This window comes from Rhizobium sp. BK418 (assembly GCF_004341105.1).
Classification (GTDB): Bacteria; Pseudomonadota; Alphaproteobacteria; order Rhizobiales; family Rhizobiaceae; genus Rhizobium.
On record NZ_SLZK01000003.1, the window covers coordinates 164,202 to 176,916 of the forward strand.

The 12,715-nt window shown below is 59.2% G+C and carries 10 protein-coding genes; 7 read left to right on the top strand and 3 right to left on the bottom strand.

Annotated elements, in window-relative coordinates; genetic code table 11:
- Positions 1–423: 423 nt before the first annotated feature.
- Positions 424–1,221, bottom strand: a complete 798-nt coding sequence (cysQ, locus tag EV281_RS12295; protein WP_132653384.1) for a 3'(2'),5'-bisphosphate nucleotidase CysQ — start codon at positions 1,219–1,221, stop codon at positions 424–426.
- A gap of 502 nt (positions 1,222–1,723) precedes the next feature.
- Between cysQ and EV281_RS12300 the strand changes: the two genes are divergently transcribed.
- The 7 genes from EV281_RS12300 (at position 1,724) to EV281_RS12330 (ending at position 8,357) form a co-directional block, all read left to right on the top strand.
- Positions 1,724–2,626, top strand: coding sequence for a branched-chain amino acid ABC transporter permease LivH (locus tag EV281_RS12300; protein ID WP_132653385.1), 903 nt, complete (start codon positions 1,724–1,726; stop codon positions 2,624–2,626).
- 3 nt (positions 2,627–2,629) lie between these two features.
- Positions 2,630–4,027, top strand: coding sequence for a high-affinity branched-chain amino acid ABC transporter permease LivM (gene livM, locus EV281_RS12305; RefSeq protein WP_132653386.1), 1,398 nt, complete (start codon positions 2,630–2,632; stop codon positions 4,025–4,027).
- Positions 4,027–4,893, top strand: a complete 867-nt coding sequence (locus EV281_RS12310) for an ABC transporter ATP-binding protein (RefSeq protein WP_132653387.1) — start codon at positions 4,027–4,029, stop codon at positions 4,891–4,893. The genes livM and EV281_RS12310 overlap by 1 nt, the downstream gene beginning before the upstream one ends.
- Positions 4,893–5,624, top strand: coding sequence for an ABC transporter ATP-binding protein (locus EV281_RS12315; protein WP_132653388.1), 732 nt, complete (start codon positions 4,893–4,895; stop codon positions 5,622–5,624). The genes EV281_RS12310 and EV281_RS12315 overlap by 1 nt, the downstream gene beginning before the upstream one ends.
- Before the next feature lie 25 nt (positions 5,625–5,649).
- A complete protein-coding gene (locus EV281_RS12320) occupies positions 5,650–6,003 on the top strand; it encodes a DUF6867 family protein (RefSeq protein WP_132653389.1) in 354 nt (117 codons plus the stop codon).
- 120 nt (positions 6,004–6,123) lie between these two features.
- A complete protein-coding gene (locus EV281_RS12325; RefSeq protein ID WP_132653390.1) occupies positions 6,124–7,245 on the top strand; it encodes a branched-chain amino acid ABC transporter substrate-binding protein in 1,122 nt (373 codons plus the stop codon).
- Between the two features lie 143 nt (positions 7,246–7,388).
- The gene (locus EV281_RS12330; protein ID WP_132653391.1) at positions 7,389–8,357 is read left to right on the top strand and encodes a D-glycerate dehydrogenase; all 969 of its coding nucleotides are present in this window, start codon (positions 7,389–7,391) and stop codon (positions 8,355–8,357) included.
- A gap of 15 nt (positions 8,358–8,372) precedes the next feature.
- Here the strand turns inward: EV281_RS12330 and EV281_RS12335 are convergent, their stop codons facing one another.
- Both EV281_RS12335 and EV281_RS12340 read right to left on the bottom strand, forming a co-directional pair.
- A complete protein-coding gene (locus EV281_RS12335; protein WP_132653392.1) occupies positions 8,373–9,284 on the bottom strand; it encodes a response regulator transcription factor in 912 nt (303 codons plus the stop codon).
- Positions 9,277–12,660 (bottom strand): ATP-binding protein, encoded by a 3,384-nt coding sequence (locus EV281_RS12340; protein ID WP_132653393.1) that lies wholly within the window; start codon positions 12,658–12,660, stop codon positions 9,277–9,279. Before EV281_RS12340 ends, EV281_RS12335 begins: the two co-directional genes overlap by 8 nt.
- Positions 12,661–12,715: the final 55 nt, after the last annotated feature.

Sequence of the window (12,715 nt, forward strand, 5' to 3'; positions counted from 1 at the left end):
TTTTAGGAGCTTGGCAGATTCGGGACGATAAACGGAGGGTTGTGGTGGTTGCGGTCTACACCGTGCCGAAACGGGCCATCCGCTGCAAGATCAGCGCGATCCCGGTCCTGTCGCGATCGAATTCAGGTTGTATTGTCCCATAACGAGAATGGCCGACAGAGGGCAGGGCGAGACCGCCTGAGCTGCGGCTAAGCTGCCATAATTATAGAAGTGTCTTCCTGCCGTGTTGCCGAAATAACATGGCGAAACCGACGGTAATTGTGGCTAGATTGTGTCCTCAACTGGGTAAAGCCGAGGAGCAATTGCCACCTCCGAATCAACAACGATGGAGGTGGCGAATCGCCCGTCCCTGGCAGCCATAGAGGCACAACTTTCCGGCAGCGGTATCGCTCCGGCCGAAGGACGCATGCCGAACTTCGTGGGCTATGCCCGCTCAAGTGAAGGCCTGATGCTGCCCCAGGAGACGAAGTTCGGGTTTGCGAAGTCGACATCACCAGCCACGCCGGTTTTGCCGTAAATGAGCGGCTGGCCGTCCATCGTGACGGTCGATCCACCGGCTGCGCGCAAAACGGCGTCACCGGCGGCCGTATCCCACTCCATGGTTCGGGTGAAGCGCGGGTAGACATCCGCCTTGCCTTCGGCCAGCAGGCAGAATTTCAGGGACGAGCCCATATTGGTGCATTTTGAGATCGCATGGCGCGCGAGAAAGAGACCAGTCTCGGGGCTGTCGTGGCGAAAGCTTGCGAGCGCAACACTCTCGGTCGGCTGCTTGCGGACTCTGATCGGTTTTCTCTCGACGACTGCGAAATTCTCGTTGATCATCAGTTTCTCCGCGCTTCCGCGTTCGCCGGAAAAAGCCGTACAGAGCGCCGGGGCATAGACGATTCCGGCAATGGGGATACCGTTTTCCACATAAGCGATATTGACGGTGAACTCATTGCGCTTGTCGAGGAATTCACGGGTGCCGTCGAGCGGATCGACGAGGAAGAAGGACTTTCCGGCGATATCAGGAATCTTGCCGGCGGCCACGGATTCCTCGGCAATAACCGGAATATCAGGGAAGTCGCGCTCCAGATAGGCGAGTATTATGCGCTCGGCCTCCTGATCAGCGATCGTGACCGGGCTTGCATCAGCCTTCATTTCTACCGGACAACCGTTGCAGAAGACCTTTATGATGGCCTTGCCGGCTTCGAGCGCTGCCCGTTCAAATGTCTTCAGCATTTTCCTGCCGTTCGTCTGCGAATTCGCCCGTGATCGTCATTTGATATAGTGTTGGAAGAGTGCCGCCGCATCCCTTGCCGCGCTGGATAAATACTATCAATCTTATGCGCGTCCACAAAGTACGTTATGAGCATTTGCCTGTGAAATGGCGTTCCGCAAATAATGAGATCTTCGAGTTTGAAATTTCGTTATCTTCCTTACTTGTGGAACAGTTTACGCGCAAAGTGACGGTTCCAGTCCCATTTGAGGGCTAGAAGATCAATTACCGAATCTCGTTCTGGCTAAAAAAATGCCAGCCAGTGCCGTTTTTGTGTGGATTTTGGTCTGAATTGCGCCATTTACAGCTGGTTGCCCAAGATTCTGGCGAAGTAACCCCTTTTTGTCTTCACATTTTCGACGAAACCGCTATGCAATGCGAGCCAGTGGCTCATGTGAAAGCATGAGCGATAAAACCAATAAGAGATGCAACTTAAATTTGGTTCGCATCCAGGGGAAATGACATATGGAGTATTTCGTCCAGCAGCTCTTCAACGGGCTGACTCTCGGATCCATCTATGGTCTTGTGGCTATTGGCTATACGATGGTTTACGGCATTATCGGCATGATCAACTTCGCCCATGGCGACATTTTCATGCTTGGTGGTTTCGCTGCTCTTATCGTCTTTCTCGTTCTCACATCCATCTTTGCAGGTCTTCCGGTAGCGGTGTTGCTGCTGGCGATGCTTGTGATCGCGATGCTGATGACGAGTTTGTGGAATTGGACGATCGAGCGCGTCGCCTACCGCCCGCTGCGCGGTTCATTCCGCCTGGCGCCGCTGATTACCGCGATCGGCATGTCTATTACGCTGTCGAACTTCATCCAGGTCACGCAGGGCCCGCGCAACAAGCCTATCCCGCCGCTCGTCGGCACGGTTTATAATATTGGCGGCCTGTCGATCTCGCTGAAGCAGATCATCATCATCGTCGTCACCGTCGTCCTGCTTGCGGCTTTCTGGTTCATCGTCAACAAGACGGCTCTCGGGCGCGCCCAGCGCGCGACGGAACAGGACCGCAAGATGGCGGCTCTGCTCGGCGTCAATGTCGACCAGACGATCTCCATCACTTTCATCATGGGTGCGGCACTCGCTGCCGTCGCCGGGACCATGTACCTGATGTACTATGGTGTTGCTTCCTTCACGGACGGCTTCATTCCGGGGGTCAAGGCTTTTACCGCGGCCGTTCTCGGGGGCATCGGTTCATTGCCCGGCGCCGTTCTCGGCGGGCTGATGATTGGTCTGATCGAATCTCTTTGGTCGGCCTATTTCACTATTGCGTACAAGGATGTCGCCACCTTCGCCATCCTCGCTTTCGTGCTGATCTTCAAGCCGACAGGTATTCTCGGGCGACCGGAAGTCGAGAAGGTATAAGTCATGGCAAACATCGACACTTCCTCTGGCAAGCTCGACGCCGCGCTTGTCCAGAAGGGGCTTAAGGAAGCCTTCTTTACCGGCCTCATCGCGCTCGGCATGTTCGTTCTCTACGTCGGCCTCGGCACGCAGCAGAACATCAACAACGAGCTGATCATCGTTCAGCGCTGGGGTCTGCTTGCAGTTTTCGTGCTGATCGCTGCCATCGGCCGATTCATCATGGTCGTTTTCGTCAGGCCGCATCTTGATCAGCGCAAGCTCTCGAAGGCTCGTCACGGCGAACTCGAGATTTCGACGGAAAAGGGCTTCTTGCGGACCCATTTCCTGAAGATCGCCCTCGCATTCCTTCTGGTCTATCCGCTTGCGACGGCCTATTTCCTTGGCCCACAGGGTGCGCTGAAATGGGTGGACAATTTCGGCATCCAGATCCTGATTTACGTCATGCTCGCATGGGGCCTGAACATCGTCGTGGGTCTCGCCGGCCTGCTCGACCTCGGCTATGTCGCCTTCTATGCGGTCGGCGCCTATTCATACGCGCTGTTGTCGGCCCATTTCGGCCTGTCCTTCTGGGTGCTGCTGCCGCTCGCCGGCATCTTCGCAGCTCTCTGGGGTGTCATCCTCGGCTTTCCGGTGCTGCGCCTGCGCGGCGACTATCTGGCGATCGTGACGCTTGCCTTCGGTGAAATCATCCGTCTCGTCATCGTCAACTGGACTGAGGTAACCAAGGGCACCTTCGGCATCTCCGGCATCGCCAAGGCTTCGATCTTCGGCATCTGGACTTTTGATGTCGGCAAGGCGAACAATTTCACCAAGGCCTTCGGCCTGCCGTCGTCATCGGCCTATTACAAGATCTTCCTGTTCTACGTTATTCTGGCGCTCTGCATGCTGACCGCCTATGTGACGATCCGGCTGCGCCGCATGCCGATCGGCCGTGCGTGGGAAGCGCTTCGCGAAGATGAAATCGCTTGCCGTTCGCTTGGCATCAATACGGTGACGACGAAGCTGACGGCTTTCGCCACTGGCGCGATGTTCGGCGGCTTCGCCGGCTCCTTCTTCGCTGCCCGCCAGGGCTTCGTGTCGCCGGAGTCCTTCGTGTTCCTGGAATCGGCGGTCATTCTCGCCATCGTCGTTCTCGGCGGCATGGGCTCGCTGACAGGTATAGCGATCGCCGCCGTCGTCATGGTCGGCGGTACGGAAGTGCTACGTGAAATGGACTTCCTCAAGGTCGTCTTCGGACCGGAGTTCACGCCTGAACTCTACCGTATGCTGCTCTTCGGCCTCGCCATGGTCGTCGTCATGTTGTTCAAGCCGCGCGGTTTTGTCGGCTCGCGTGAACCGACTGCCTTCCTCAAAGAGCGCAAGGCCGTATCCGGAAGCTTTACCAAGGAGGGCCATGGTTGATGAGCCCTGTAGAGAACACGATGTCGAATGACACTTTGCTCAAGGTCGAGCACCTGTCGATGAAGTTCGGCGGCCTGATGGCCATCAATGACTTCTCCTTCGAGGCCAAGCGTGGCGAAATCACCGCGCTGATCGGTCCGAACGGCGCAGGCAAAACGACTGTCTTCAACTGCATTACCGGCTTCTACAAGCCGACGATGGGTATGATCACGCTGACGCAGAACAGCGGTAAGCAATACCTGCTCGAGCGCCTGCCGGACTTCCGCATCACCAAGGAAGCAAAGGTCGCACGTACTTTCCAGAACATCCGCCTGTTTTCGGGCCTCACTGTTCTGGAAAACCTGCTCGTCGCACAGCACAACAAGCTGATGAGGGCTTCGGGTTTCACCGTGCTTGGTCTGCTTGGGATCGGTCCCTACAAGCGGGAAGCTGCCGCTGCCATCGAGCTTGCGCGCCATTGGCTTGAGAAGGCAGACCTGATCGACCGCGCCGACGATCCGGCCGGCGATCTGCCGTATGGCGCTCAACGCCGCCTGGAAATTGCCCGTGCCATGTGTACCGGTCCGGAGCTGCTTTGCCTCGACGAGCCAGCGGCAGGCCTCAATCCGCGTGAATCGGCAGCGCTCAACGCGCTGCTGAAGGGTATCCGCACCGAAACCGGTACCTCTATCCTGCTCATTGAACACGACATGTCGGTGGTCATGGAAATCTCCGACCACGTCATTGTTCTGGAATATGGCCAGAAGATTTCCGACGGCACGCCCGACGATGTGAGGAACGACCCGAGGGTTATTGCGGCCTATCTGGGTGTCGAGGATGAAGAAGTCGAAGAGGTCATTGCGACCGTAGAAGGGGGCGCAATCTGATGGCGGCCGGCGAACAGCTTCTCAGGGTTCAGGGCGTCGAAACCTATTACGGCAACATCCGCGCCCTTGCCGGGATCGATGTCGAAGTGAAAAAGGGCGAGATCGTCAGCCTCATCGGCGCCAACGGCGCCGGCAAGTCCACGCTGATGATGACGATCTGTGGCAGCCCGCAGGCCCGCACCGGCTCGATCATCTTCGACGGCCAGGACATTACCAAGCTGCCGACGCATGAGATTGCGCGGCTGCGTATTGCACAATCGCCGGAAGGTCGCCGCATCTTCCCGCGCATGACCGTGCTGGAAAACCTCCAGATGGGAGCCGGCCTCGACAACCTCAAATATTTCAATGAGGACGTGGAGAAGATCTTCGTGATGTTCCCGCGCCTCAAGGAGCGCCAGTCGCAGCGCGGCGGCACCCTTTCGGGCGGTGAGCAGCAGATGCTGTCGATCGGTCGCGCGCTGATGGCACGTCCAAAGCTCCTTCTGCTCGACGAGCCTTCGCTCGGCCTCGCGCCGCTGATCGTCAAGGGCATTTTCGAAGCGATCAAACAGCTGAACGAGAAGGAGGGGCTAACCGTCTTCTTGGTGGAGCAGAATGCATTCGCAGCGCTCAAACTGTCGCACCGGGCCTATGTGCTCGTCAACGGCAAGGTGACGATGAGCGGCAGTGGCAAGGAATTGCTTGCCAATCCGGAAGTTCGCGCCGCCTATCTCGAAGGCGGACGGCATTGAGCGCCGCGGAAGGGAGAGTTTGACTATGCAGGGACTTTTCTTCGAAAGCGATAACGGCGTAAAGCTCGTCATCCGTGCGTTTGTGGTGCTGATCGGTTTCTGGACGGCGTGGCGCGCTGGCAGGGCGGTTGCGGACGGTTGGAACACCTACCCGCTGGTCGTCGTCTACACTTTCCTGCTCGCCTGGGCGATGCAATTTCTGCACCATGCGCTGTTCAATGGACCAATGCTCAGCGCCTTCTTCTACATCATCGATTTCGTAACTTTGCTGATCTTCTCGACGGCCGGGTTCCGCTATCGCCGCACCCAACAAATGGTCAACAACTATTACTGGCTGTACGAAAAAACTTCCGCGTTTTCGTGGAAGGAGAAACATTGACAGCCCGTTGAAACTAGGCATGAATTGCCTTCAGAGTGGAACAGCTTTCCCGGCGTAGTCAATGGTGGGTAGTGCGCCGGGTCGTGGAACAAAACCCGCCCAAAAATTGGGAGTAACAATATGAAGAAGTCTCTCTTGTCAGCGGTGGCACTGACGGCGATCGTCGCGTTCGGCGGCATTGCACGAGCTGACATCGTGATCGGCGTTGGCGGCCCGCTGACGGGTCCAAACGCTGCATTCGGCGCCCAGCTTCAGAAGGGTGCGGAGCAGGCAGCCGCCGACATCAACGCTGCTGGCGGCATCAACGGCGAGAAGATCAAGATCGAGCTCGGCGACGACGTTTCCGACCCGAAGCAGGGTATCTCCGTCGCCAACAAGTTCGTTGCTGACGGCGTGAAGTTCGTTATCGGCCACTTCAACTCGGGCGTTTCGATCCCGGCTTCCGAAGTTTACGCCGAGAACGGCATTCTCGAGATCACCCCGGCTGCTACGAACCCGGTTTTCACTGAGCGTGGGCTGTGGAACACCTTCCGCACTTGCGGCCGTGACGACCAGCAGGGTGCGATCGCCGGCAAATATCTGGCCGATCACTTCAAGGACGCCAAGATCGCCGTCATTCACGACAAGACCCCCTATGGCCAGGGCCTCGCTGACGAAACCAAGAAGGCTCTGAATGCCGCTGGCGTCACCGAAGTCATGTACGAAGGCGTCAACGTCGGCGACAAGGACTTCTCGGCTCTCATCGCAAAGATGAAGGAAGCCGGCGTTTCGATCATCTATTGGGGTGGCCTGCACACCGAAGCCGGTCTCATCATCCGTCAGTCGGCCGACCAGGGCCTGAAGGCAGCGCTCGTTTCGGGTGACGGTATCGTCTCGAACGAACTCGCTTCCATCGCGGGTGACGCCGTCGCCGGCACGCTGAACACCTTCGGCCCGGATCCGACGCTGAACCCGGCCAACAAGGACCTCGTCGCGAAGTTCAAGGCTGCCGGCTTCAATCCGGAAGCTTACACGCTCTATTCCTACGCTGCTCTGCAGACAATCGCTGCTGCTGCCAAGGCTGCCGGTTCCACGGACGCTGAAGCCGTCGCCGCTGCGATGAAGGAAAAGGGTCCGTTCCCGACCGTTCTCGGCAACATTTCCTTCGACGAAAAGGGCGACCCGAAGCTTCCGGGCTACGTCATGTACGAATGGAAGAAGGGCGAAGACGGCAAGTACAGCTACTTCCCGAAGGCCGATTAATTTCGGCCTCTGGCAGATATGCCTTTTATGGAAGCCCGGTCATCGACCGGGCTTCTTTCGTTTCGCGCTTGTGGCATTCAAAGATCATTCCATTCCCGGCTCGTATGTCCTAAGCAGAGGCAAAGGACGGAGGAACCAGATTCATGCCAAGACCCCGCATTCTCGTCACCCGGCGTTGGCCCGCCGCCGTCGAAGCTGTGCTCACCGAGCGCTTCGAGGCGACGCTCAGCAAGGATGATATCCCCCTCGGTGAAAACGAACTGCGCCAGGCGCTGGCGGAATACGATGCGGTTCTGCCGACGGTTTCCGACAAGCTGCCGGCTGCGGTCTTTGCGGGTGATGTCCGCACGAAAATCCTCGGCAATTTCGGGGTCGGCTTCAATCATATCGATATCGCGACCGCCAAAGCGAAAGGCATCACGGTCACGAATACGCCGGGTGTGCTCACCGATTGCACCGCCGATATTGCCATGTTGCTCCTGCTGTCAGTTGCGCGTCGTGGTGGGGAGGGTGAGCGGCAGCTGCGGGCGGGAGAATGGAAGGGCTGGTGCCCGACTCATATGATCGGCACGAAGGTTACCGGCAAGACCGTCGGCATCATCGGTTTCGGGCGGATCGGCAAGGCTTTTGCGCAACGCTGCCATTTCGGCTTCGGCATGGATGTCGTGTTCTACAATCGCTCACAGGTCGATCCGGCGGAATCCGCACGCTATGGCGCGCGTCAGCTTGCTTCGGTGGAGGACGTGCTTGAGACTTCCGATTTCGTCTCCCTGCATTGCCCTGGCGGGGCAGAGAATCGGCACTTGATGAACGCGGCGCGGTTTGCAGCGATGAAGTCAGGCGCCTTCCTCATCAATACGGCGCGTGGCGACGTGGTCGATGAGGCGGCGCTGATTGCGGCGCTCGCGAACGGCACCATCCGTGGCGCAGGGCTCGATGTCTATGAGGCAGAGCCGCATGTGCCCGAAGCGTTGCGCCGGATGGAGAATGTCATTTTGTTGCCGCATCTCGGCAGTGCCACCGAGGAGACGCGCACGGCGATGGGAATGAAGGTCGTGGACAATCTGACGGCGTTTTTCGAGGGGCGGGACGTTCCGGACAGAGTCGTTTAAGGCCGCTCGCTATCGTCACATCTCGTGTAGTACATGCGCCGCCTTCACGGCGGCGGATGCCCTGTTTTCCACGCCAAGCTTCACGTAGATCTGCTCCAGGTGCTTGTTCACCGTGCGAGCGGAAAGGCCGAGAATTTCACCGATATCGCGGTTGGCCTTGCCCTTGGCGATCCACATCAGCACCTCGGATTCGCGTTGCGTCAACGCGAAATGCTGGCGCAGCACTTCGTCGTCGCTGCGCTGGTTGGCGGCGGTCAGGCGGAATAGATATTCGTCCGGGCCAATGGCGCCGAGGAAGGCTAGCTGCAGGGCTGCCTGGCCGGCATGAGCGATCGAAATCAGGGCATCGCGGGCGGCAGCGGCGCGCTCCGTCATCCAGTTGCCGATCGTGCGGGAAATGACGTCCATGCCGTCGTCGCTGCCCATGGCGGCATTGACGAGGCGGGTTGCCTGCGGTGTGGACCAATGGATCGCGCCATTACCCTTGACCGCCAGCAGATGCCGGCCGGCGGCATCGAGCGCCACGCGTGCGCTCTGCGCCGAGCGGGCATTGCGCAGGTGAACGCGGATGCGGGCGCGCAACTCGTCGATGTTGATCGGCTTCGACAGATAGTCGACACCGCCGGATTCCAGCGCGTGGACAACATGTTCGGTTTCGGTGAGCCCGGTCATGAAGATGACGGGCACTTGCGCGACGGCCGCATTGGCCTTCAGTCTGCGGCAGGTTTCGAAACCGTCCATCGACGGCATGACGGCATCGAGCAGGATGAGATCGGGCGTGATGCGCTCTACGATATTGAGCGCGGCCGAGCCCGATGTGGCGATCAGCACGGAAAAGCCGGATTGTTCCAGCGCATCTGTCAGGAAGCCGAGCGCCTCGGGCGAATCGTCGACCAGGAGAACGATGTCGCGGGGGAGCTCAGCCAACGGTTTCACCTTTTTCTTCGAATTTGTGCAGGAAATCCATGAAGCCGGCGAGATTGAAGGCGGCGACATAGGATCGGAGTTCCTCGGTGAATGGCTGATTTGCCTCCACTTTGGCAAGGTCGGCGAGTTTGGCTTCTATGCCCCTGATGTAGCCGATCTCTCCGAGGCGCAGCAGCTCCTGCACATGCGCGGTTCCGGGGCCTGTAAGCGGCATGGCTGCGGTTGCCGGCGCCGGGATCTGGTCGTCGGCATAGAGCCATTTCAATCCAAGTTGCAGCGCGAGCTTGTCGCGCAGCTGCCTGATATCGACAGGCTTGCCGATAGCGTCGTTGTGGCTGTCGTCGCTGTCGCTGTGGGCGGCGGCGTCGCCGATATTGGCTGACAGCATCACGATTGGCGCTGTGCATCCCGCCTCGCGCAGCCGGGAGACCAGCTGCCAGCCATTCATGCCGGGCATGGAGATATCGACGAGGAAGAGATCCGGCTCGATGCCTTCGATCAGCGTCAGGCAGTCAGGTCCGCTTGCTGCTGTCAGCACGATGAAATCGAGAGGCGCTAATATCTCGCGCATCATCTCGCGATGGTCCTCATTGTCATCAACGACGACAATGGTCCGGCGCGGGCCGTCATAGCTGATGATCTTTTTCTCCTGCGGCGGAGCTGCAGGGCGAAGCACCGCCGACAGCATGAGCCGGATGCGGAAGGTTGACCCCCTGTCTTTTTCGCTTGCGACGGAGATTTCGCCGCCGAGCGTGTTGGTGAGCAGCCGGGTGATGGTGAGACCGAGGCCGAGGCCGGGCATCGGCCGCACGGTTTCGGCTTCACCGCGCTGGAAGGGTTCGTAGATGCGCGTCAGATCTTTCTCCGCAATGCCGCGTCCCGTGTCGGAGACGGTGAAGGTTGCAACCTGGCTGCGGTAGCCGACATCGAAGGTGACGCTGCCTTCGTCGGTAAACTTGATCGCATTGGAAAGCAGATTGACGAGGATTTGTCTCAGTCGCTTCTCGTCGGTACGCACAAATTGCGGCAGAGCCTGAGAACGTTCGTGGATGAAGGACAGGCCCTTTGCCTGCGCCTGCGGACGGAACATATCGACGATCTGGTCGAGGAAATCCTGAATATTGATTTCGTTCGAATAGACCTGCAGGCGGCCGGCTTCGATCTTCGAGATATCGAGCAGGCCGTCGATCAGGCCGGAGAGATGTTCGGCGCTGCGGCGAATGACCTTGATGGAGGACTGACGCGGCGGGGGGATCGTCTCGTCGCGCTCAAGGATCTGCGCATAGCCGAGAACGGCATTGAGAGGCGTGCGCAATTCGTGGCTCAGTCCGACGACATAACGGCTCTTGGCGCGGTTGGCGGCTTCGGCGGTTTCCTTGGCGGTCTGCAGGGCGGCGTCGGTCTTCTTGTGGGCTGCGATTTCCTTGAGGAGCAGCGTGTTCTGGCGGGAAGATTCCTCCTCGGCGACGACACGGCTGTCATGGGCGAGCACATAAAACCAGCAGGCAATGCCGGCGATGACCGAGAAGACGAAGAAGACGATCAGGATGGTGCGATTGACGACTTCGGCCGTCTCCGGCGAGGCCGAGCCGACCTGATGGGCGATCATGGCAAGGATTGCACCGACGGCCGTCAATGCCAGCGCCACAGCGATGCCGTAACGGCCGAGGCGGGTGGTCAGCTTCTGGACGATAGTTTCCGGCAACAGAGTCTTGGCGACAGCGCCGACCTGCGCATTGAAGCGGGCATTCGGCTTGCACATGTCGTGGCAGCGGCTGTCGAGAGAGCAGCAGAGCGAGCAGATCGGTGCGGCATAGGCAGGGCACCAGGCCATGTCTTCGGGCTCGAATGGATGTTCGCAGACGGAGCAGGTGATGGTGGTCAGGTTCTTCCAGGCATGGCGCGGCTTGCGGGCGAGATAGAACTTACCCTTCGTTATCAAGGCGATGGCGGGCGAGGCGATCAGTGCAATCACCAGCGTGATGTAGGGGGCAAGTGAGGCGGCGAGCGAGCCGAAGATGCCGAAATGGGCGATCAACGCAATGCCGGCCGACAGTGTCATGGCGCCGAGGCCGACCGGATTGATATCGTAAAGATGGGCGCGTTTGAATTCTATGCCGGGAGGAGCTAGGCCGAGCGGCTTGTTGATGAAGAGGTCGGCCGAGATGGTGCAGAGCCACGCCATGGCGATGATCGAGAAGATGCCGAGCGTTTCCTCGAGCAGCCGGTAGATGCCGAGCTCCATCAGGAGCAGCGCGATCGCCACGTTGAAGACAAGCCAGATGACGCGGCCGGGATGGCTGTGGGTCAGGCGAGAGAAGAAGTTCGACCAGGCAAGCGACCCGGCATAGGCATTCATGACGTTGATCTTCAACTGCGAGACCACCACGAAGGCGGCCATCAGCAGCAGGGCGGCATTGTGCCAGGGAATCATGTAGCCGAAGGCGGTCAGATACATCTGCGCTGGGTCGGCGGCGCGGTCGACAGGCACGCCCGAGGTGAAGGTCAGCACCACGAGGAAGGAACCGGCGAGCAGCTTCGGCGCGCCGATGACGACCCAGCCGGGGCCGGCGAGGAAGACGGCAAGGCGGTGACGCCACTTGCGCTGTGGATCAGGCGGCAGGAAGCGCAGGAAGTCCGCCTGTTCGCCGATCTGCGACATCAGCGCCAGAATGACGGCCGAGGCCGCGCCGAATTCCACGAGGCTGAAATCGGCGACTGTGCCGGGCGGGCCGGAGGCATGGCGTATGCCGGCAAAGGCGCGCCAGACATCGAATTGCTGCCAGTCCATCAGCGCGATAAAGATGAAGGGCAGAATGTTGAGGACGATCCAGAAAGGCTGGGTCATCAGCTGGAACTTGCTGATCAACCGCACGCCATGGGTGACGAGCGGGATCACCATGACGGCACTGATGATGTAGCCGATCCACAAGGGTATGCCGAGCGTCAGCTCCAGCGCGCCCGACATGATCGAGGCCTCGATTGCGAACAGCATGAAGGTGAAGCTCGCATAGATCAGCGAGGTGATGGTCGAGCCGATATAACCGAAGCTCGCGCCGCGCGTCAGAAGGTCGATATCGACGCCGTGACGGATGGCATAGCGGCTGATCGGCAGACCAATCGCCAGCATGGCGATGGAGGCGACGACGATGGCGAAAAAGGCATTGGTCGTGCCGTAGGACAATGTGATCGCGCCGCCGATCGCCTCCAACGCCAGAAAGGAGATGGCGCCGATCGCGGTCTGCGAGATCCGCTGGGAGGAGAAGCGTCGGGCGCTCTTGGCGGTGAAACGCAGTGCGTAGTCTTCCAGCGTCTGGTTGGCGACCCAGCGATTATATTCGCGTCGCACTGGAATGATGCGTTGGCGCGCTGCCATACGGTTCCTTCAGGCCTTTTGTTCCCCTCATGACGCTTTCGTAACACGGATCATC